The sequence below is a fragment of the Cupriavidus sp. C2SS-8b genome (assembly GCF_057073745.1).
The window spans coordinates 1,023,228-1,045,015 of the sequence record NZ_CP172717.1; the positions used below are offsets into that span (position 1 = coordinate 1,023,228).

At 68.4% G+C, this 21,788-nt stretch carries 15 protein-coding genes; 3 read left to right on the forward strand and 12 right to left on the reverse strand.

Going from position 1 to position 21,788, the window contains the following annotated elements:
- Positions 1–7: 7 nt before the first annotated feature.
- The 5 genes from malQ to ACIGJB_RS21665 are packed head-to-tail and all read right to left on the reverse strand — an operon-like array spanning position 8 to position 13,483.
- Positions 8–2,227: a 4-alpha-glucanotransferase gene (gene malQ / locus ACIGJB_RS21645; RefSeq protein WP_483734335.1), complete on the reverse strand. Its 2,220-nt coding sequence runs from the start codon at positions 2,225–2,227 to the stop codon at positions 8–10.
- Positions 2,224–4,434: a glycogen debranching protein GlgX gene (gene glgX, locus ACIGJB_RS21650; RefSeq protein WP_483734751.1), complete on the reverse strand. Its 2,211-nt coding sequence runs from the start codon at positions 4,432–4,434 to the stop codon at positions 2,224–2,226. The genes malQ and glgX overlap by 4 nt, the downstream gene beginning before the upstream one ends.
- Before the next feature lie 2 nt (positions 4,435–4,436).
- Complete coding sequence (gene glgB / locus ACIGJB_RS21655; protein WP_483734336.1) at positions 4,437–6,689, reverse strand: 1,4-alpha-glucan branching protein GlgB; 2,253 nt, start codon at positions 6,687–6,689, stop codon at positions 4,437–4,439.
- A complete protein-coding gene (treS, locus tag ACIGJB_RS21660; RefSeq protein WP_483734337.1) occupies positions 6,686–10,075 on the reverse strand; it encodes a maltose alpha-D-glucosyltransferase in 3,390 nt (1,129 codons plus the stop codon). The genes glgB and treS overlap by 4 nt, the downstream gene beginning before the upstream one ends.
- Positions 10,076–10,132: 57 nt before the next feature.
- Positions 10,133–13,483 carry a maltotransferase domain-containing protein gene (locus tag ACIGJB_RS21665; RefSeq protein ID WP_483734338.1) on the reverse strand — a complete coding sequence of 1,117 codons (3,351 nt, stop codon included), beginning with the start codon at positions 13,481–13,483 and terminating at the stop codon, positions 10,133–10,135.
- 404 nt (positions 13,484–13,887) lie between these two features.
- On the opposite strand from ACIGJB_RS21665, the gene ACIGJB_RS21670 reads away from it, so the two are divergent.
- Complete coding sequence (locus tag ACIGJB_RS21670; protein ID WP_483734339.1) at positions 13,888–14,163, forward strand: hypothetical protein; 276 nt, start codon at positions 13,888–13,890, stop codon at positions 14,161–14,163.
- A 57-nt stretch (positions 14,164–14,220) separates the two neighbouring features.
- Here the strand turns inward: ACIGJB_RS21670 and ACIGJB_RS21675 are convergent, their stop codons facing one another.
- Together ACIGJB_RS21675 and ACIGJB_RS21680 are read right to left on the reverse strand one after the other, a co-directional pair.
- Positions 14,221–14,583 carry a hypothetical protein gene (locus ACIGJB_RS21675; RefSeq protein ID WP_483734340.1) on the reverse strand — a complete coding sequence of 121 codons (363 nt, stop codon included), beginning with the start codon at positions 14,581–14,583 and terminating at the stop codon, positions 14,221–14,223.
- A 229-nt stretch (positions 14,584–14,812) separates the two neighbouring features.
- Positions 14,813–15,445, reverse strand: coding sequence for a DUF421 domain-containing protein (locus ACIGJB_RS21680; protein WP_483734341.1), 633 nt, complete (start codon positions 15,443–15,445; stop codon positions 14,813–14,815).
- A gap of 247 nt (positions 15,446–15,692) precedes the next feature.
- Here ACIGJB_RS21680 and ACIGJB_RS21685 point away from each other — a divergent pair, with 247 nt between their 5' ends.
- On the forward strand, positions 15,693–16,256 hold the full coding sequence (locus ACIGJB_RS21685) for a BON domain-containing protein (protein ID WP_483734342.1): 564 nt from the start codon (positions 15,693–15,695) through the stop codon (positions 16,254–16,256).
- 59 nt (positions 16,257–16,315) lie between these two features.
- On the opposite strand, the gene ACIGJB_RS21690 is transcribed toward ACIGJB_RS21685, so the two are convergent.
- Positions 16,316–16,540: a DUF2188 domain-containing protein gene (locus tag ACIGJB_RS21690; protein WP_483734343.1), complete on the reverse strand. Its 225-nt coding sequence runs from the start codon at positions 16,538–16,540 to the stop codon at positions 16,316–16,318.
- Positions 16,541–16,724: 184 nt separating this feature from the next.
- On the opposite strand from ACIGJB_RS21690, the gene ACIGJB_RS21695 reads away from it, so the two are divergent.
- Positions 16,725–17,033 carry a hypothetical protein gene (locus ACIGJB_RS21695; RefSeq protein ID WP_483734344.1) on the forward strand — a complete coding sequence of 103 codons (309 nt, stop codon included), beginning with the start codon at positions 16,725–16,727 and terminating at the stop codon, positions 17,031–17,033.
- A gap of 54 nt (positions 17,034–17,087) precedes the next feature.
- On the opposite strand, the gene ACIGJB_RS21700 is transcribed toward ACIGJB_RS21695, so the two are convergent.
- The 4 genes from ACIGJB_RS21700 to ACIGJB_RS21715 form a co-directional block, all read right to left on the reverse strand.
- Entirely contained in the window at positions 17,088–18,410 is a 1,323-nt protein-coding gene (locus ACIGJB_RS21700; protein WP_483734345.1) for an MFS transporter, read from the reverse strand.
- A 104-nt stretch (positions 18,411–18,514) separates the two neighbouring features.
- A complete protein-coding gene (locus ACIGJB_RS21705; protein ID WP_483734346.1) occupies positions 18,515–18,751 on the reverse strand; it encodes a DUF2783 domain-containing protein in 237 nt (78 codons plus the stop codon).
- A gap of 31 nt (positions 18,752–18,782) precedes the next feature.
- Positions 18,783–20,507 (reverse strand): FAD-dependent oxidoreductase, encoded by a 1,725-nt coding sequence (locus ACIGJB_RS21710; protein WP_483734347.1) that lies wholly within the window; start codon positions 20,505–20,507, stop codon positions 18,783–18,785.
- A gap of 56 nt (positions 20,508–20,563) precedes the next feature.
- Positions 20,564–21,523, reverse strand: coding sequence for an MBL fold metallo-hydrolase (locus ACIGJB_RS21715; RefSeq protein WP_483734348.1), 960 nt, complete (start codon positions 21,521–21,523; stop codon positions 20,564–20,566).
- Positions 21,524–21,788 lie beyond the last annotated feature (265 nt).

Sequence of the window (21,788 nt, forward strand, 5' to 3'; positions counted from 1 at the left end):
AGGCGGCTCAGCGCGCGCGCCGCGCGCCGGGCAGCTGGCCCTGGCGCACCGCGCGTGCCCTTGCACGCAGGGCCGGCTCATCGAACAGCCGGCGCACATCGGCATCGAGCCTGCGCTGCCAGTTGGGATGGCCGGCCGTGGTGCCGGGCAGGTTGGCTTGTTCGGCCACGCCAAGGAGGTCCTCCAATGGCAACAGGCGCAGCGGCGTGCGCGTGCGGCCAAGCCAGGCCAGCACGGTCTCAAGCGGCGGATGTTCCGGGCCGGGCATGTCCGCGCCGGCAAGCCCAGCGTCGCGCAGCGCTTGCCACAGCGCGGTGCGCTCGCGCACACGCGCGTCACGCACGCCCTGGGGCGTTTCGTCCGGCGCGAGCAAGCCAAGACGTTCGCGCCATGCCAGGTCTCGTCCTTGCCACCAGCCCGCGACCGTCGGCAGGTCGTGGGTCGAGGTGGTCGCGACCGCGTGCCTGGGCCAGTCCTCGGCGCGCAGGAACGGCGGCGTATCCGTCGACGCCACTTCGGCCGGAGCATCGGGTTCGGTGCCGTCTGCTTCCGTCAATGCCGGTGCGGCACGCGCAAACCACAGTACGTCGATGCCAAGCACGCCGCGCGCGGCCAGCGCGCTGTCCAGGTGGGCCGGCACCGTGCCCAGGTTCTCGCCGATGATGATGGCGCGGTGCCGCCATGATTCAAGCGCCACCAGCCGCAACAGGACCTGCAGCGGAAATTCGAGATACGCTCCGTCGCGTGCCGACGCGCCGGCGGGCACCAGCCACATGCGCGCCAGGCCCAGCACATGATCGATGCGCAAGCCGCCGGCATGGGCCAGGTTGGCGCGCAGCATCTCGATGAAGGCGCCATAGCCGTGCCGGTGCAGGCTTCGGGGCGAAAACACCGTCACACCCCAGTCCTGTCCGTGCGGGTTGTAGACATCGGGCGGCGCGCCGGCGTGGAAGCCGTCCAGGAAGTCCTGCTGGCGCGACCATGCCTGGCTGCCGCCCGGGTCGGCCCCCACGGCCAGGTCGGCAATCACGCCGATCGCCATGCCTGCATCGCGCGCGGCCTGCTGCGCACGCGCGCGTCCGTCGTCGGCCAGCCATTGCAGGAATGCGTGGTAATCGATTTCCTGCGGGTGGGCCATCGCGAATGCGGTCACGGCCGCATCAGCGGGTGAGCGCAGCGTCACCGGCCAGCAGCGCCAGTCCGCCGCACCGTTGGCGTTCATGCCGTTGGCCGCTTCGGCCAGGCGTGCGGCCTGGATCGCTTCATAGCACGCGTGCGCATGCAGCGCAGTGCCGCCGCGCGCGCGGAACGCGGCACAGGCGTCCAGCGCGGAAGGCGGTAGCAGCTGCTCGCGGTGTTCCCACAACCAGCGCAGCACGGACAGGCGCAATCGCGACAGGTGCGGCCAGTCGATCTCGCTGCGGGCCTCGTGCTCCGCGAAGGCCGCGCCCGCGCTCAGCGCCGCGATGGCGCTGTCGACCGCGTCCTGTCCGAAGACGGCGGCGGGGTCCGCATAGAGCGGGTTGTGGAACAGCCGGCTGGACGGCGAATAAGGGCTGTAGCGCTCCGGCAGCGCGGCAAAGCCCGCATGAAGCGGATTGATCGCCACCGCATCGGCGTGCTCGGCGGCGGCGGCCTGGCAGCACTGCGCCAGCGCCGAGAGGTCGCCCATGCCGGTCGGTGCGCCGCGGCGCAGGCCATAGAGCTGCACCGCCAGGCCCCACGCGCGTTCGCCTGCCGCGAAGGTCGAGCGGTGGCCCGCCGCGCGCAGCGCATCGTCCACGCCAAAGCAGCGTGGCGGGGCCACGGCCAGCACGGTCTGCGCATCGCCGATGTGCAGGCGGTGGTAGCCGCATGCGGGGATCGGCGCGAGGCGCAGCGTCCCGTCCGCGGCGGGCTCCGCCGTGCCGTCGAGCTGGCCGCCGTCTTCAAGCTCGATCCGGTACGGCCGCGCTTCGGCGCCATCGGGCCAGGGCACCGCGGCGGGCCGCCCCTGGTCCGCCGTGATCAGCGGGGGCAGGCCAAGGGCGCCGTCCTCGGCGTCCATCCGTGCCCCGGAGGCACGGCACTGCGCGGGCGTGTCGCAAGCCAGCGCCAGGCCTTGCAACAGGCGGCGCAGCGTCGCATCCGCGACCTGCTGCGGGTGGCCCCAGGCATCGAGCCAGTGCGGCTGCAGGCCGGCGCGCAGTGCCAGCGCGTGCAACGCCGAGGCGGTTGGCAAGGTCATGCGTCTGGCTCCTGCGAGGGGCTGCGTGGCGGGGCGGCCGGGCGCGCTTGCCGCTGCGGCTCGGCCTGGGCGGCGAGCAGGACCAGCGCGTGGGCGGGCACGGCCTGCAACGTCACGCCGGCCGCCGACCGGCCGGCTTCGGGCAGTTCCGGCTGGCTGCTGTCAAAGAGCAACTGCCAGTCCAGCGCGGGCTCAGGCAGGCGGAACACCGCGTCGGTGTCACCGGAATTGAGCAGCAACAGCGTCACCTGCACCGGTCCTCCCTGGCCGTTGCGCCCGGCGCGCCGGGCTGGTTCCGGACGTTCCGCCCGGCGCATTGCGAGCGTGCGGATTTCAGGGTCGGCCCAGGCGTCGGGGCTCGGCGGCTGTCCGTCCGTGTCGAACCACGCAATATCGTCGATGCCCGGCATCGGCTCATGGTTGCCGTGCGCGAAGCGGTGGGCGCCGATGGCGTACAGCCGCCGCCGCAGCGACAGCAGCCGGCGCACCATTTCCTGCAAGGTCTGGCCTTCGGGCGTCTGCGCCTGCTTCCAGTCCAGCCAGGACAGCGCGTTGTCCTGGCAGTACGCATTGTTGTTGCCGTCCTGGCTGCGGCCCCACTCGTCGCCGGCGGTCAGCATCGGCGTGCCCTGGGCCAGCAACAGCGTGGCCATCATGGCCCGGGCCACGCGCGCGCGCAGTTCGAGGATGGCGGGATCGTCCGTGGGGCCTTCCACGGTGCCGTCCGGGCTCCAGTTCGCGCTGTGGTTGTTGTCGGTGCCGTCGCGGTTGTCTTCGCCGTTGGCTTCGTTGTGTTTTCCGTTGTAGCTGACCAGGTCGGCCAGCGTGAAGCCGTCATGCGCGGTAATGAAGTTGATGCTCGACCACGGCCGCCGGTAGCGGCGGTCGAACAGGTCGGCCGAGCCGGCCAGCCGCGCCGCCAGTTCGCCGCGCTGGCCGGCGTCGCCGCGCCAGAAGCGCCGCACGGTGTCGCGGAATTTGTCGTTCCACTCGGCGAAGCCGGGCGGCTGGTTGCCGAGCTGGTACCCGCCCGGGCCGAGGTCCCACGGCTCGGAGATCAGCTTGACGCGGCTGAGCACCGGGTCCTGCAGCACCGCACCGAAGAACGTGGCGCCCGGGTCGAAGCCGTTCTGCTCGCGGCCGAGCGTGGTGCCCAGGTCGAAGCGGAAGCCGTCGACGTGGTAGCACTCGACCCAGTAGCGCAGCGAATCCAGCACCATCTGCAGCACGCGCGGATGGGGCAGGTTGAGCATGTTGCCGCAGCCGGTATCGTTGAGATAGTGACGTTCGTCGCCGGGCACGAGGTGGTAGTAGCTGGCGTTGTCCAGGCCGCGCCACGACACCGTCGGGCCGAATTCATTGCCTTCGCAGGTGTGGTTGTAGACCACGTCGAGGATGACTTCGATGCCGGCCGCGTGCAGCCGCCGCACCGCGACCTTGAGTTCGTGGAGCTGGTTCGTGGCCAGGTAGGACGGCTCCGGCGCGAAGTACGCCAGCGTGTTGTAGCCCCAGTAGTTGCGCAGGCCGCGCTCCAGCAGGAAGCGGTCCTGCAGGATGGCATGCACCGGCAGCAACTCCACGGCGGTGACGCCCAGGCTCAGCAGGTGGTCCAGGAAACGAGGATCGCACAGCGCGGCGAACGTGCCGCGCTGGTGCGGCAAGACATCTTCGCGCAGCATCGATACCCCGCGCAGATGCGCCTCGTAGATGACCGTGTCGCGCCACGGCACGTCGGGCGGCCGGTCGTTGCCCCAGTGGAAACTCTCGTCGACCACCACGGCCTTGGGCATCGTGGGGGCGCTGTCGCGGCGGTCGGGCGTCAGGTCGCCGCGCGCGCTGTGCAGGCGGTAGCCGAACAAGGCGTCGGACCACCGCACCGGTCCGCTGAGCTGGCGCGCGTAAGGATCGAGCAGCAGCTTGTGCGCGTTGAAGCGGTGGCCGCGCACGGGGTCATACGGCCCGAAGGCACGGTATCCGTACAGCGTGCCCAGCGCGGCGTTGGGCAGGTAGCCGTGCCAGACCTCGTCGGTGCATTCGGGCAGCGGCATGCGCGACAGTTCCTTGCGTCCGTTGCCGGAGAACAGGCACAGGTCGATGCGCGAGGCATTGGCCGAGAACACGGCAAAGTTCACCCCGAGCCCGTCCCAGTGGGCGCCGAGCGGGTAAGGCTTGCCGGCCAGCAGGCGGTCCGCGGGCTGGAGCGCCATGGTCATGCCTGCGCGCCGGCATGCTGGAGCACCAGCATGCCCAGCGGCGGCAGGGTGAGCGACAGGGAGGCCTCCTGCCCATGCGCCGGCACGGGCTCGGCCAGGAGCGCGCCTTCATTGCCGACATTACTGCCGCCATAGCAGGCCGCATCGGTATTCAGGCGTTCGTGCCAGCAGCCGGTAAAGGGCACGCCGACGCGGTAACCGTAGCGCGGCACCGGGGTCATGTTGGCCACGGCCAGCACCACGTCGCCGCTGCCGGGCGCGGGGCGGCGCAGCCAGGCGAAGACGCTGTTCTGGTGATCGTCGCCGACCACCCACTGGAATCCCGTGGGCGAATGGTCGAGTTCGTGCAGCGCGGGCAGTTCGCGGTACAGCGCGTTGAGGTCGCGCACGAGCGTGTGGACGCCACGGTGCATCGGGTGGTCGAGCAGCGCCCAGTCGAGTTCCGCGTCGTGGTTCCATTCCTGCCACTGCGCAAGCTCGCCGCCCATGAACAGCAGTTTCTTGCCAGGGTGCGCCCACATGAATCCGTAGTACGCGCGCAGGCCGGCAAACCGCTGCCAGTCGTCGCCGGGGGCCTTGCCGATCATCGATCCCTTGCCGTGCACGACCTCGTCGTGCGACAGCGGCAGCACGAAGGCCTCGGACCAGGCGTAGACCGTGCCGAATGTCATGTCCTGGTGGTGCCAGGCGCGATGGATCGGGTCCAGCGCCAGGTAGCGCAGCGTATCGTGCATCCAGCCCATGTTCCACTTGAAGTCGAAGCCGAGCCCGCCGCTGGCGGTGCTGGCCGTGACGCCGGGCCACGCGGTTGACTCCTCGGCGATGGTGAGCGCGCCGGGGCAGCGCTCATGCACGACCGAGTTGAGTTCGCGCAGGAACGCCACGGCTTCCAGGTTTTCACGGCCGCCGAAGCGGTTGGGCACCCACTGGCCGGCCGCACGGCTGTAGTCGCGATAGAGCATGGATGCCACTGCATCCACGCGCAGCCCGTCGATGTGGAAGTGCTCGAGCCAGTGCAGCGCGCCGGCCAGCAGGAAACCGCGCACTTCATTGCGGCCGAGGTTGTAGATCAGCGTGTTCCAGTCCTGGTGGAAGCCTTCGCGCGGGTCCTGGTGTTCGTAGAGCGCGGTGCCGTCGAAATGCGCGAGCCCGTGCGGATCGGTCGGGAAATGCGCCGGCACCCAGTCCAGGATGATGCCGATGCCGCTGCGGTGGCAACGGTCGATGAACGCGGCGAACGCCTGCGGCGGCCCGAGGCGCGCCGTGGGCGCGTAGAGCGACAGCGGCTGGTAGCCCCATGAGCCGCCGAACGGGTGCTCGGTCACCGGCAACAGCTCGATGTGCGTGAAGCCGAGTTCGCAGACGTAGGGAATCAGCCGCTCGGCCAGGATGTCCCAGCCGTGCGCGGGATCATTGGCCGCTCGCAGCCAGGACCCGGCATGGACTTCATAGATCGACAGCGGCGCCGCGTACGGCTCGACGGCATTGCGCAGGCGCATCCAGTCATCGTCCTGCCAGGGGAAGGGCGGGGCGGACACCGCGGGCTCGGCCACGACCGATGCGGTGGCCGGGGGCGGCTCGGTGGCCAGCGCGAGCGGGTCCGCCTTGTCGGGCAGTTCGGCGCCGTGCGGGTCGAGCAGGTCGAACTTGTAGTGGCAGCCGGGCTTTGCGCCCATGGCCGCCGGGATGAACAGCTCCCAGACGCCGCTCGGTTGGCGCAGGCGCATCGGGTGGCGGGCAGGGTGCCAGCCATTGAACTCGCCGATCACCGATACGCGCCGCGCATTGGGCGCCCACACGGCAAAGCGCACGCCTTCGACGCCGTCGATCCGGCGCCACTGCGCGCCCAGGCAGGAACCCAGCTCGAAATGCCGCCCCTCGGCGATCAGGTGCAGGTCCAGTTCGCCGAGCAGCAGCCCGAAGGCATAGGGGTCGCGGCTGAGCTGTGTTCGGCCGTCGGGCCAGCGCATCTGCAACTGGTAGTCCGGGTGGCCGGCGGCAATGCGTCCGCTGAACACCCCGCCATCGTGCAGGGCCGTCATGTCCGCCAGCGGCGTACCCTGCGCATCGGTCAGCGTCACGGCTTGCGCGCCCGGTACGCAGGCGCGCACCACCAGCGTATCGCCGTCCTGGTGCGGCCCCAGCACGGCGAACGGGTCGCCGTGGCGGCCAGCCAGCAGCGCATTCAGCGCGTCTTCGGGGAGGGTATCGGTCCGCCGCTCGGCGGCCGGGTTTTCGACGCGGCTCATTGGGCCTCCAGGTTCCCGGCCAACAGCTTGCGCACCATGCGCGCAAGCCCGCTGGCGGGCAGGTCGATCCACGCCACGCGGTTGGCGGCTTCATACTCGACTTCGTAGGCGGCGCGTTCCAGCAGGAACAGGTCGAGCAGCGGGCGGAGCTGCTCCGCTTGCACCCAGGGCGCGCCGGAGGCCTCCATGTGCTGGCTGTAGCAGGCCAGGAACGCGTCGCTGGCGGTCGAGCGGAATCGCTCCAGCAGACCGCCGCGCCGCTCGGCCAGCGCCGGAGGCAGTTCGGCATGGGTGCGCTCCTGGCGGTCGGTGCCGACCGTGGCCGCGGCGTAGTCGATCGAACGCAGCAATCCGGCCACGTCGCGCAGCGGCGAAGTCTTGCGTCGCCGCCAGTCGAGCGGCAGCCCGGGCTCGCCTTCGAAGTCGACGAGGTAGGTGTCGTTCTGTGCGATCAGCACCTGGCCCAGGTGGAAGTCGCCATGGATGCGGGTCTGCAGGCTTCCGGGCGCGGCGGCCGCAAGCCGCGCCACCAGTTCGGGCAGGGCTTCGCGGGCCTTCATCAGCGTGTCGACATCGACTTCGAAACGCTTGCTGGCGGATTTTGGATCGTCGTGTGGACGCGTTTCGAGCAGCGCGAGCGCGCGCGACAGGGCCGCCATCGCCTGTTCGGCCCACTGCGCCGTTTCCGCCTCGGTGGCGGCTTGCGGCGCGAAGGCCGGGTCGTCCGTGGGCCGCGCCAGCACGGCATGCAGCTCGGCCAGCCGGCGCCCGAGCGTGCCGGCCATGGTGACGTAGCCGTTCATGGCTTCGGTGAACTCGTCCTGGTTTTCGTCGGCGGGGAGCGCGTCGTCGATCACGCGGCTCAGGTAGTCCAGCGTCCAGTCCCAGCCATTGCCCTGGTTGAGGATATAGCCCTGCACCAGCATCAGCGTGTGCGGAATGCCGTCACTGCCGGTGCGCGACACTTCGCCGAGCAGCGGCGCCGCATGCGGATAGCCCTGCGCGGTCAGGTAGCGCGTCATCTCGACTTCCGGATGCATGCCACCGGACAGGCGCCGCACCAGCTTGAGCACGGCGGTGCTGTCGTAGGAGAGCGAGCTGTTGGACTGCTCGGCCGACATCCACTGGATCTCTTCCTGTTCTGGCTGGAGCGCCGACAAGCCCGGCTCCGCACGGAAGCGGATGGTTTCCTGCGGGCCGTGCAGCTCGACGCCGGCGCGCAAGGCCTGGATCACCTCGCGCGCGAACGGCTCCAGCACGAAGCCATCGGTGGCCAGGCCGATGCGGCTGCCCTGGCGCACGCGGGCCATCGACAGCCCATGCGCAAGCTGGGACACGCCATCGGCGCTCTCGCGGTCCCACAGCAGCCCAACCGGAAGCTGGTAGCGCTCGGTGCGCCCGCCGGATAGCCGGACCTCGACTTCGCCAAGATAGATCTCCTCGCCCGCGGCGCCCCGCGCAAACGGCACCAGGTATGCAAGCGAGGCGCTGTGGATGCTTTCGTCCTTGGCACCGAACCAGCGCCGGCGGCGGATATAGGGCGGCAGCACTTCGGCGTTGAGGATCTGGCGCGAGGCCTCGGTCAGTTCGAGCCGCCCCTTGTTCTGCAGGACCAGCGTGATCTGGTCAGGCAGCTGTTCGGGCGCGCTCACGTGCCACGCGGGCGGATGCGCCTCGTCGCTGAGCACGAACCAGTAGAAGCCATAGGGCGGCAGCGTGAGCAGGTAGGTGAGCGTGCCGATGGCCGGGAACGGCGTCGCCCCCATCATCTCCACGGGCACGCGGCCGTTGAAGCTGGCCAGGTCGAGTTCGACGGCCTGCGGCGCGCGCGACAGGTTGGCCACGCACAGGATGTGCTCGTCCTCGTATTCGCGCAGGTAGGCCAGGATCTTGCGGTTGCCAGGGAACAGGAAGCGCAGCGTGCCGCGGCCGAAGGCGCGGTGCTTGCGCCGCAGCGCCAGCATGCGGCGCATCCAGTTGAGCAGCGAATGCGGATCACGCGCCTGCGCTTCGACATTGACCGCCTCGTAGCCATAGAGCGGCCCCTGCAGCGGCGGCAGCACGAGCCGTTCGGGGTCGGCGTGCGAGAAGCCGCCATTGCGGTCCGGGGACCACTGCATCGGCGTGCGCACGCCGTCGCGGTCGCCGAGGTGGATGTTGTCGCCCATGCCGATCTCGTCGCCGTAGTAGATCACCGGCGTGCCGGGCATGGAAAACAGCAGGCTGTTCATCAGCTCGATGCGGCGCCGGTCGCGCTCCATCAGCGGGGCCAGCCTGCGCCGGATGCCAAGGTTGATGCGCGCGCGCCGGTCGGAGGCGTAGACCTCCCAGAGATAGTCGCGCTCGCTGCTGGTCACCATCTCCAGCGTCAGCTCGTCGTGGTTGCGCAGGAAGATGGCCCACTGGCAGTCGGTGGGCAGCTCCGGGGTCTGGCGCATGATGTCGGTGATCGGGAAGCGGTCCTCGCGCGCGATCGCCATGTACATGCGGGGCATCAGCGGGAAGTGGAAGGCCATGTGGCATTCGTCGCCGCGATCGTCCGTGCTTGTACCCGTGCTCGTATCGGCGCTCGTGCGGCCGAAATATTGCTGCGCGTCCTCGGGCCACATATTGGCCTCGGCCAGCAGAATGCGGCCGTGGTAATGCGAATCCAGGTGGGCGCGCACATGGCGGATGACCGCATGGGTCTCGGGCAGGTTCTCGTTGCTGGTGCCCTCGCGCTCCACCAGATAGGGCACGGCGTCCAGGCGCAGCCCATCCACGCCGATGTCCAGCCAGAATCGCATGACCGACAGCACTTCGTTCATCACCTGCGGATTATCGAAATTCAGGTCCGGCTGGTGCGAATAGAAGCGGTGCCAGAAGTACGCGCCCGCCACGGCGTCCCAGCTCCAGTTGGACTTTTCGGTATCGCAGAAGATGATGCGCGTGCCGGCGTAGGCCTGGTCGTTGTCGGCCCAGACGTAGTAGCGGCGCGCGGCGGAGCCTGGCTTGGCCTTGCGCGCGCGCTGGAACCATGGATGCTGGTCCGAGGTGTGGTTGATGACCAGTTCCGTGATCACGCGGATGCCGCGCGCATGCGCCGCCGCCACGAAGCGGCGCGCTTCGGCCAGCGTGCCGTAGTCGGGATGCACGCTGCGGTAGTCGGCGATATCGTAGCCGTCGTCGCGGCGCGGCGACGGGTAGAACGGCAGCAGCCAGATGGTGTCGACGCCAAGGTCCACCAGGTAGTCCAGCTTGGCCAGCAGGCCGGCGAAATCGCCGACGCCATCGCCATTCGCATCGTAGAAGGACTTGATGTGGAGCTGGTAGATGACGGCGTCCTTGTACCAGAGCGGATCGGCATTGAGCAGCAGGGCGTTGGCGGGTTCGGTCAGGCGTTTCATCCGTATCTCCATGCCTTGGTTCTGCCAGGTATGCCAGTGCCTGGGGTTGTCGCCGCATTACGCGCCGTGCGGATCGTAAGCCGGCGACGGTATGGCTTCGCGCCGTACCGGCTGCCCGATCGGGGTCAGGTGCCACAGCGCAAACGGCAGCCGCGCCGGATCGAGCCGGATGCGCTGGCGCTTGCCGTGCCACGCGAAGCGATGCTCGTCCATCAGGTCCTGCACCGCGACGCTGCCGTGGTCGGGCAGGCCCCATTCCCACAGCGGGATGTCGACGGTGGCTTCCTGCGCGGCGAACGGGTCCATGCTGATCGCGGCCAGCAGCACGTCGTCGCCGAAGGTCGAGCCCGTGCCGGGAACGAAGCGCGCGAAGTACAGCACCGCGTCATTGCCGGCCGGATAGATGCGCAGCCCCAGGTGGCTCTGCAGCGCAGGGTGGCCCAGGCGGATGTGGTTCAGCCGCGTGATCTCGGCCACGATGTTGCCCGGCTGGTGCCAGTTGCGCGCGCGCAGCTGGTATTTCTCGGAGTCCAGGTATTCCTCGCGCTCCTTGCCGTCAAGCACGAACGGCGCGGACTCGCACAGCTCGAAGCCGCTGTACATGCCCCACAGCCCCGACAGCAGCGTGGCCAGCGCCGCGCGGATCAGGAAGGCCGGGCGGCCGCCGCGGTGCAGGAAGTACGGGTTGATATCGGGCGTGTTGACGAAGAAATGCGGCCGGAAGAACTCGCGCAGCGGGCCTTGCGTCAGCTCGGTCATGTACTCGGCCAGCTCGGCGCGCGTATTGCGCCACGTGAAGTACGTATAGGACTGGCTGAAGCCCAGCTTGGCCAGCCGCGCCATCATCTTGGGGCGCGTGAAGGCTTCGGCCAGGAAGATAGTGTCGGGGTGCCGCGCGCGCACGTCGGCAATCATCCATTCCCAGAACGGCAGCGGCTTGGTGTGCGGATTGTCCACGCGGAAAATGCGCACGCCGTGCTCGACCCAGAACATCACCACGTCGCGCAGCGCCTGCCACAGCGCGGCGGCCGCGGGCGCTGCCGCGTAGAAGTCGACGTTGACGATGTCCTCGTATTTTTTCGGCGGGTTCTCGGCATAGCGCAGCGAACCGTCCGGACGGTGCGCGAACCATTCCGGATGCTGCCTGAGCCACGGATGGTCCGGCGAGCACTGGATCGCGAAGTCGAGCGCCAGTTCCAGCCCTGCCGCGGCAGCGGCAATGCGCAGGCGCTCGAAGTCCTCGAAGGTGCCGAGCTGGGCGTGCAGGGCATCGTGGCCGCCATCCTCGGCGCCGATCGCGTACGGGCTGCCCGGGTCGTCGGGCTGCGCGCGCAGGCTGTTGTTGCGGCCCTTGCGATGGGTCTTGCCGATCGGGTGGATGGGCGTGAAGTACAGCACGTCGAAGCCCATCGCGCGGATCGATGGCAGTCGGGCGATCACATCATCGAAGGTGCCGTGGCGGCTTTCGTCGTTGCTGGCGGAGCGCGGGAACAGTTCGTACCAGCTGGCAAAGCGGCTGGCCAGCCGTTCCGCTTCCACGGGCATCGGCACCGGATGCCGGCTCGCGAACGGGCGTCCCTCGGGCTTCTGCATGGCGGCATGCATGGCCGCGGCGGTACGCGGCGACAGCAGGATTTCGAGCCGCGCGTTGTCGTCTCCGGCGCTGGCGGTCAGTTCATCGACCAGCACGGACAACTCGCTGTCGGGAGGCGTGTCGCCCTGCGCGGGCATCAGCGCATCGGCCACGAGCCGTGCCCCTTCCTCGATCTCCAGCGAAATATCCACGCCCGCGGCGCGCTTCTTTCCGATCTCGTCGAGCCAGCTGGCAAAGGTGTCGCGCCAGGCTTCCACTGTGAACGCGTGGCGGCCCAGCCCGACCAGCGGGAAACTGCCGACCCAGCGGTCATTGACCAGCGGGCGCATCGGCGCTTCCTGCCAGGTTTCATCGCCCGGCGCGCGCCACAGGATGGCGGCGGCCAGCTTGTCGTGGCCATCCATCCAGATATCCGCGCTGACCTCGACGCGCTCGCCCACCACGCGGCGCACCGGGAAGCGTCCGCTATCGCACGCAGGCTCGACCGCTTCGATCGCAATGCGCGGCGCCTCGAGCGCGGCCACCACGCTGCCCAGGCCGCTCGCGCTGACGGCGTCGCCGGGCTGCGGCATGCGCGGAGCATGACGCGTGTGCGCCGGGACCGCGCGATAGAGCCGGATGTCGGCGGGCGCCAGCGTCATGTCGGCCAGCGCATCGAGGGCGTCGACCGCGTCCATGCTGCCGCCGGGGCCGCCGTCCGACAACGCCAGTCGGGACGATGCACACGGCAGCGTCGCCAGCACGCGGTCGACGCCGAGCGTGCCGGGTTCCTGCGTGTCCGGGTTGACCACGATCGTCAGCGCGGATTCCGTCAGCGCGGCGCTGTCGCCGTCGCGCCTGTCCGGCGCCTGCAGCCGCGCCAGCACGGTCAGCGCGGCGTCGGGCCCGCTCAGCAGCCTGACCGACACCGCCGGCGCGGACGGGCGCGTGGCCAGCCAGGCGTTGGCCTGCAGCACTTCATGCGTGATGTCGTACGGTGCGCCGTCCCGGGCGCCGCCATCATCGGCCAGGGGGTCATGGGCGTTCGTGCCGCCGGTCTCGAAGCCCTCGGGCACCAGCAGGCCATCGCCGATCGCGGCGGCGGTCCACAAGGCGCGCCGCGCGGACAACGCATCCTGGCTGGCCGGCGACTGCGAGGGCGCCGCCAGCACGCGTCCGAACGGACGCAGGCGTGCGATCTCCTCGGTCAGCCACGGGCTGCGGAAGTCCCACCATGGCAGCGAGCAGAAGGCGCCGTCGAACTGCCCAGGCATCAGGTCGTCGAGTTGTGCCGGCGTCAGGCCCGGCGTCCAGGCCAGGAAGATCGGGCGCGGGCCTTGCGGCGCGAGGCCATCGCCGCGCAGCGCGGTGGTCAGCGTGGCCCAGCATCGGCCGGGTACCCGTGCCGGCGCACGCAGGCAGAAGCCGGCAATGCCGGCCGCCAGTGCGGCGCGCAGTTGCGTGGCCCACCACTCCACCAGCGCTGCAGCCACCGCGGGCGACTGCCACCGCAGGCGCACCCCGGGCAGGTGGTTGTCGGTATCGTGCGGCGTGAAGGCCGGCGCGGCGCGATCGATCCATGTCGGATCGATACCGTTGCCATGCTCCGGAAAGCGGTCCAGCGAGATATCGAGCAACGGGGTGAGGCCTTGCCGCACGCTGTCCGCGCAGAGCGCCGCCAGCGCGGACAGCGTGTCGGGGTTTCCGGGCAGGGCAGCGGCGCGGCCGGACAGCAGGACATGGTCGAATCCCAGCGCGGCGACGCGCCGGAGCATGTCGTGCTGGGCATCGGAGAGTTCGGTGATTCGGTCGATATTGAGCAGGCAGATCCGCACGTAGTATTCCCTTGGCTGTTGGCCAACAAGGGCAGGCCGACATCCGGCGCCAATACCGAGCCAATACCGATTCAGGTACCGATGCCGATATCGATATCGGCCCGCATGCCCCCATCCCCGGCGGGATGAAATTAAACCGAGCCATGCGAAGCGCGTGCCAAGCGCGGCGCCTGCGAGCAGCGCGTCCGGCATATCCGAGCGTGGGCAAGGGCAGCAACCGCAGCCTTGCTGTGACAGGCGCGACCCAACCGCGATGCGCGGCGTGTAAAAACTTCAGGGAGCGCGGCCGGCATTGCAAAAATTGCGTTCGCAGCACCGCGCTTGCGGTGCGTGTCGCCGATCCGCCGGGGCGTATGGGTACGATTCATGCTCGGTCCGGGGCCGGACATGCACGGAGGGAAACCATGCAGGACTGGCTGGAAGCGATGCAATGGCCTGCCATGGTGGCCACCGTGATCGGGACGTGGCTGGTGGGATCGCGCTCGGGCGCGCGCAGGCGTGCGGGGTTCTGGGTGTTCCTGTTCAGCAATGTCCTGTGGATAGCATGGGGCTGGCAGGGCGACGCGTACGCACTGATGGTGCTGCAAGTCGCGCTGGTCGCCATGAACGTGCGCGGCATGCGCAAGGCCGCCAAGGCCTGGCAAGACACCGCGCGTGCCGGCGCCCGGCGGCCGGGGTAAGCAACGGGGCGTCGCGCGCCAGGCGGCACGAGACACCCCGTTGGTCATGCGCGCGGATTACTGCTTCGGCAGCGGGTCAGGCGAGTCCCCCTTCGGGCCACTCGGGGCTTCGGCGGTCGGCGCGGGCGGCGTGCCTTGCTCGCGTGGCTTCTTGTAGCGCGCGGTGGTGCCGGATTGCGTGCCGCTGTGCTTCTTGGCCTTGTGCTTTGGCTGGTCCGATGCCATGCCGGTGCCGCTGTGCATGTCGGTCGAGCCAGGGGTTGTCATGGCGGGCGCGTTGCGAGAGGTGCCCGCGCCTTCTGGCGCCGGCGGGGCGCTCGGGTTTGGCGCATTGGGGGATGCCGGGGCTTGCTGGCCAAAGGCGGGCAGGCAAAGCGCGGCGCCGATCACCAGTGCAGTGGTGGCGAGGATCCGTTTCATGTCGGTCTCCGGTTATCGTCAGGCGACGAAAGTACGGCGCTGGTGTTCTGGCAGCCACGGCTGGTGTTGCCACGTCGGGCCAGTTCGCAGTAGTGGCACAGCCGCCCCAGCGCCCAATCGGCGGCGGCCTCGCGCACGGTGATGCGCCGCACGCCGTTGCCAGGCACTGGGCCGGGCGCGGATGGCGGCGAGAAGGCAGGTCGGTGCAGGCGCGGGCCCCGGGGCATACTCATCGCCCGGAGCAGCGGGAGACCGACGTGCCATTGACCTTGTCGGCGTTTTCAACGGTATGCCGTGAGGCTGGCGTGTCTCTGTCGTCGGCATGGGCCTGCTTTGCCCGACCGCCGGTCGCCGATGGCTTTTTCGCTTCACGCACGAAGGTCAGGGCGCCATCGCGCTCCAGCACCACGCGGGTGACGCCCTCCAGCGATTCCTTCTGCAACGTCGCGCGCAGGTTGGCCTTCAGGTCTTCCTCGCTGACCATGGCCTGCGCGATGCGCGAGCGGTCGACCTCGCCATCCTCGATCAGGTCGATCGCGTATCCGCCCGTAATGCGGTCGAAGGCGGCGTAGCGCGACGACAGCCATCCGACCGCCCGGTGCATCAGCACCAGCACCAGGGACGCCGCGAAGGCGGTTGCAAAGGCGGTCGCGCCGATGATGGCGCGCGATAGCACCGCGCCAAGCAGCAGCACCACGCACAGGTCGAACGCGGTCTTCTGGGCAAACGCGCGGCGGCCTGCCACGCGCAGTAGCAGCCAGGTAGACAGGAAGACGACGAAGGCGCGCACCGCGCCCTGCCACCACGTGAGGTGGTCGCCTTCTCCCATCAGGGCGAGCACGAGGCCGGTCAGTGAATCCATGGCACGTTGCGTCGGTTGTCGATGACTGACGCGGCGGCAGTTTCCGTGCCAGCCGTGTCAGGCACATCGCCGCTCGCTGCTGCTGCATGGACACGCTGGGCAGAAGAATGTACGTGCAAGGGCGCAATGGATCTTGTAATTCCTGCCGCGCACCAGCATGCGCGCAGGACCGTACCCGCGCCGGACAATGTGGCGTCCATCTTGCATGGCAGGACCTGTGTTCCCGCAGTGAACGCCGGAGACAGATATGGACCGAAGCCGCCGAACCGCCTTACCGGACACGCCATGGCGTGAAGGACCGCTGCCCGAAGATGCCGACTGGCGCAGCCATTACGTCGGGGCGTATGGCGTCTTCGATTACGACCAGCCGGTGGATCCCGCCGAGTTCGCGGGGCTACGCGAGGAAGGCCGCCAATGGCCACGCGCGCGGCCGGCGCCGCAGCAGGAGCCTTCGGAAGGCTACGGATCCGGGCAGGCTTACCAGCAGTTCACGGGGTTCAATGAACGCGCGTCGCGTGGCAGGCAGGGTACTTCGCCGCGCTACCGGCCAGTGGGGCCGCGCGGATACCAGCGCAGCGATGCGCGGATCCTGGAGGACATCTGTGACCGCCTGACGCGCAGTGGCCGCCTCGATGTACGCGACGTCGAAGTCCACGTCGACAGCGGCGTGGTCAGGCTCGAAGGTAGCGTGCCGGATCGCCTGCAGAAGTACCGTGTCGAGGATATCGTGGACGACGTCTTTGGCGTGCGCGACCTGTTCAATCGCCTGCGTGTCTGCCGTGGCGGCCCGGCCAAACCGTCGTCGTCCTGAACCGATAAGCCGGCCGCCCCGGCATCGCCGGGTGCGATCGCCTTGCGTGGCCAGGCTGCCTAGCCGGCAATGGCGCTAAGGTCGCGGCCCGCATAGCTGCTGCGCGCCCGGACAGTGCCGTCCTTCGCATGAATCAGCAGCTCGACCTTTTTGCGCCGCGCCACCGAGGTAGCCGCCTGGATCGCGGCCTCCTGCGTCGCGTGGTGGGATTCCGCGTAACGCGCGCCTTCATGAATGACGTCCCACCCATTTTCGTAAGGCACGACGTGTAGGTTGCTGCCCATCTTTGTCTCCTGAGGCGCCGGCGCAAGGCGTCGGCTCTTTCATTGTGGCCTCATTGGCGCCGCTGTCTATCAGTCACCCTCTGACAAGCCAGGAGCAGCAAGGTCGACTTATGGTCGAAAATTTCTGGTCATTTGGGCTTGCTCTTGTAAGCTGGACTGGAAATCGCCTGTAAAGGAGCTAGCCATGCGTGCAAGTTTTGCGCGGGGACTGACACAGTCTCCAGTGACTGTGGTGGCCCGCGCTTTCGACGGCGAAGTTGGCTGGATGCCCCAGGTCGGGGACCTGGTGACAGTCTACAGCCAGGGCCAGGACACGGCGTTCGACATCCGCCTGAGCGAAGTCGTTGCGTCCGGGCGCTGGCGCGGCGTGGTCTATGCGATCAGCCGTGGACAGGAAGTCCTGGTCACCGCGGAAGGGCTGGAGATCGACGACGTAGTGGAAGTCATGCGCGAGGAAATCGCCGGCGTGATTCCTTGCGGCCATCCGCATTAGTGGAACCCCCGGCCGCAACCCGCAGGGGGGCGGGCCGGGCGCGGCCACGTGGCGTCAAGATTGATCCGGCTGGCGTGGCACGCCAAGCCACATCGACAGGCCGCTCGCAAGCAGCAACGCAGCCAGCAGGTATAGCGCATTGTCGAGGCTTCCGGTCTGCACCTTGATTTGCCCGATCACCCAGGGGCTGACGATACCGCTGGTAATCCCCACGCTGCTGATGAAGGCAATGCCGGCGGCTGCGCCGCTGGCGGGCAGATAGCTGGGCGGCAGCGACCAGAACACCGGCAGCGCGGCAAAGATCAGGACCGCGGCCACGGACAGGATGGCCAGCATCGCGGCCAGGCTATGCAGGTGCAGTGTCAGCGCGGCCAGCGCCAGTGCGCCGCCTGCCGTGCACAGCAGGAAATGCCGGTGGCGCTCGCCGCTGCGGTCGGAATGCCGCGCGATCAGGATCAGGCCGATCGCGCCCACCGCATTGGGCACGACCGAGTAGAGGCTGATCGAGACCACATCGGTGACGCCGAAGTCGCGGATCATCAGCGGCATCCAGAAGCTCAGCGCCAGCGAGCCACAGGTCAGCGAAAAGTAGATGAACGCGAACAGGTAGATGCGCGGGTTGCGCAGGACCTGCAGCAGCGCCTGCAGCGAATGCGCCTTGATGTCATGACCTTCGGTGCGGGCCCGTGTCAGGAATGCCTTCTCACTGTCGGTGAGCCAGCTTGCCTGGCGGGGTTCATCGACCAGGACAAAGGCGGCGAGCACGCCGAGCGCGATGGCCGGTGCGCCTTCGATCGCGAACATCCACTTCCAGCCCTGCATGCCGAGCACGCCAGCCATGTCGCGCATGATCCAGCCCGACACCAGCCCGCCCAGCACGCCGGCAACGGCGACGCCCGCGAAGAAGATGGCCATCACGGCGGCGCGCCGCTTTGCCGGGAACCAGTAGGTCAGGTAGAGCACGATGCCGGGAAAGAAACCCGCTTCGAACACGCCGAGCAGGAAGCGCAGCGTATAGAACTGCGCCGGCGAGGACACGGCCATCATCGCGACCGAGGCCACACCCCACAGCACCATGATGCGCGTGAACGTGCGGCGCGCGCCAAAGCGTGCCAGCAGCATATTGCTGGGCACCTCGCACAGCACGTAGCCGACGTAGAACACCGCGGCGCCCAGGCCGTACATGGCGTCGCTGAAGCCCAGGTCCTGCTTCATCTGCAACTGGGCAAAGCCAATGTTGATTCGGTCCAGGAATGAAACCACGTAGCACACGAACAGGAACGGGATCAGGCGCAGCCAGATCTTGCGGTATAGCGCGTCTTCGTCATGCGCGGCGTAAGCGGGGGCCGCAATCGCCCCTGAGGCCAGATTGCTCATTGCTTTGTCTCCGGTGTGAGCGCCGCCCCGCGCAGGCCTTTTGGCAGGCCTTCGCTACGGGTGCGGCGGGAAGGGTTGGGGCACGCGTGTGCGTGCCCGCAGGGTCAGCTTGCGGCGGCGGTGTTGCCGGCGATGCCTTCGCGGGCGGCCTGCATGGCCGCGAGCAGTACCTGGTGATCGCCGATATGGTTGGCGAGCAGCAGGATGAGCTGGGCGTTGGCGGCCTGGCTCTGCGCGTCGTCCAGGTCGCGATGCATGTCGATCAGTGCTTCGTAGAAGTCGTCAGGACGGGCCAGGTTGGGTTGGGTGTTGAGCGCGTGTGCCTCGGTTTGGCTTGGCATGGCGTGGTCTCCGAATGTTGTGTCCGTCGGCTTATGCCGCCATGGCGGCCGGTTGCTTTGCATTGCCAGACAGGTGCGCCCCGCTGGCGCGTGCCAGTGCATCGCCAATGCATTGCGCGTCGATATGGCGCCAGCGGGCGCAAACATGCTGGTCCGGGCGGATCAGGTAGAAGGTGCCCGGTGCGGCGCTGTAGCGCTGCGCCGCAAGCCCCTCATCATCGCGCAGGACAGCGCTGCCGTAGGCAGGCTGCGCCGGCGTGCCGAGGTACAGCAGGCGAATCGGCAAGCCAGACTGCTCCAGCTGGCCGAGTGCGGCGCGGCTGTCGCTGTCGAGGCTGTCCGGCGTGCCGAACACCATCCCGGTGAACTCTCCACCGAGATGCTGGAGCAGCCAGCCCGCGCCATGCGCATCGGAAACCGGGGCGTCCACGCAGGCCGCGCCGGGCACCATGGCGCCGCCCAGGCCGTCCGCGTCGGGCGTGTTGAGCGGCGATCCGTGCAGCACCGCCGGCACCGACAGCCGGCCGCTGTTGACCAGGCCGCGTGCAAAGGCATGGCGACGCGACAGGCCGAGCACCGCATCGCGGAACAGCCGGCTTACCGGGCTCTTGGGCGTGATGAAATCCGTCGCGCGGGTGGAGTTCAGCAGGTTCTCGTCGGCGGCGTACTCGCGCTCGCTGGCATAGGTGTCGAGCAGGCTGTCCGCGGCGCGGCCCTGGAGCACGTAGGCAAGCTTCCAGGCCAGGTTCTCGGCGTCCTGCACGCCGCTGTTGGCGCCGCGTGCACCGAACGGCGAGACACCGTGCGCGGAATCGCCGGCGAACAGCACGTTGCCGTGCCGGAAGCTGTCCATGCGCAGGCACGAGAACGTATAGACGCTGACCCATTCCAGCGTGAATTTCGCGTCGGGGCCCAGCAGTGCCCGCACGCGCGGGATCACGCGCTCGGGCGCTTTCTCCAGGACGGGGTCGGCATCCCAGCCGAGCTGGAAGTCGATGCGCCAGACATTGTCGGGCTGGCGGTGGAGCAGCACTGACTGGTTCGGGTGGAAGGGCGGGTCGAACCAGAACCAGCGCTCGGTCGGGAAGTCCGCTTCCATCTTCACGTCGGCGATCAGGAAGCGGTCCCTGAAGGTGCGGCCCTTGCTGTCCAGGCCGAGCAGCTTGCGCACCGGGCTGCGCGAGCCGTCGGCCGCCACCACGTAGCGCGCTGCCAGCGTGTAGCAGCCGTCCGGCGTTTCAATCGTCAGCGCGACGCTCTCGTCGGCCGTGCCCGACTGGCGCTGTTCGAGCCCGACGAGCTTGTTGCGCCAGCGGATCTCGATGTTAGGCAATTCCAGCGCGCGTTCGAGCAGGTAGCCTTCGACGTAATACTGCTGGAGGTTGATGAAGGCGGGGCGGTGATGGCCCGCCTCGGGCAGCAGGTCAAAGCTGTAGACCTGCTGGTCGCGCAGGAACACGCGGCCCACGTTCCAGCTGATGCCGGTGTCGACCATGCGCTGGCCGCAGCCCAGGCGGTCAAAGATGTCCAGCGTCCGCTTGGCAAAGCAGATGGCGCGCGATCCGGTCGACAGCGTGCAGTCGTCGTCGACCAGCACCACGCGCACGCCGCGTTGCGCCAGGTCGATCGCGGTGGCCAGGCCGATAGGCCCGGCCCCGACCACGACAACGGGATGGATCGTGCCGCCCGCTTGCCCGTCGCGCTGTTCCGCGCAGGGCTGGTACTCGAATGACAGGCGCTGGTAATCGATGGTCATGCCTAGGTCTCCGTCCACTCTCGTTCAGTGTTCTGTCTTGTCGTGAGGTGCGCGCCTCAGTCCTGCAGCGCGGCCCACATGTCCTTGTCGCGCTGCGCGGTCCAGATGCGCGGATGGCGGATGCCGCTGGCTTCGTCGAACGCGCGCGACACATCGAACGGCAGGCAGTGTTCATAGATGAACACCTGGCCGAACTTCGGGTCCATCGCGCGGCGCGTGTGGGCCATGGCGGCCTTCAGGTCGAGCTTGTCGGCCACGGCTTCCTTGCCGGCCTGGAACAGCGTGGTGACAAAGTCCTTGGTATAGGCAATGCCCTGGCTGACTTCTTCCGGCGTGGTCAATGCCGGACCGCGGCCGGGGACGAGCTTTTCGGGCTGCAGCGCAGCCAGCGCGTCGAGCGTCGCCGGCCATTCGGCAAGCTGGGCGTCGCCGCAGTAGCAGGCCGCGTCATATTCGACCAGGTCGCCCGAGAACAGCACCTTCTGCGACGGCAGCCACACTACGGTGTCGCCCTTGGTATGGCCCGAGCCGAGATGGGCGATGCGCACTTCCAGCTTGCCCAGGAACAGCGTGATCTCCTTCTCGAACACCAGCGTCGGCCAGGTCAGGCCCGGCACGGTCTCGACGCCGGCGAACAGGCGCGGGAAGCGTTCGATTTCCGACTTCATGTCGGCTTCGCCACGCTCCACGATCATTTCGTAGGTGCCGCGGCTGGCGATGATCTGCTGCGCGCCCTCGGCGAAATACGCGGACGCGCCCAGCACACGCACCGCGTGGTAGTGCGAGAGCACGACGTACTTGATCGGCTTGTCGGTGACCGAACGGATCCTGGCGATCAGGTCCTGCGCCATGGCCGGGGTGGCCGTGGTGTCGATGATGATCACGCCATCGTCGCCGATGATCACGCCGGAGTTCGGGTCGCCTTCGGCCGTGTAGGCATAGGCGTTCTCGGACAACTGGGTGAAGGTGATCTGCTTGGCTTCCAGGTCGGCCTGGGATGCGAATGCCTTGCTCATGCTGTCAGTCCTTTTCGTGGGGCAGGCGGGACAGCGGCACGCAATGCCAATGCGCGGTATGGCGCGGCTGTCTCGCCCCGTTCGTTGATCTTGGGTCGCAGCGCGTACGTTGCGCTGCGCGACGGGGTAGTGCCATATTAGGAAACCATCAAAAATTAATCAATAGCTAAGCGATTAGCCTATGGATAATTATGGGCTTGAAGCGACGAATCGCGGGTAAACACCGATCGGGAGACCTGACCCCGGTGACGTTCGATTAATATCT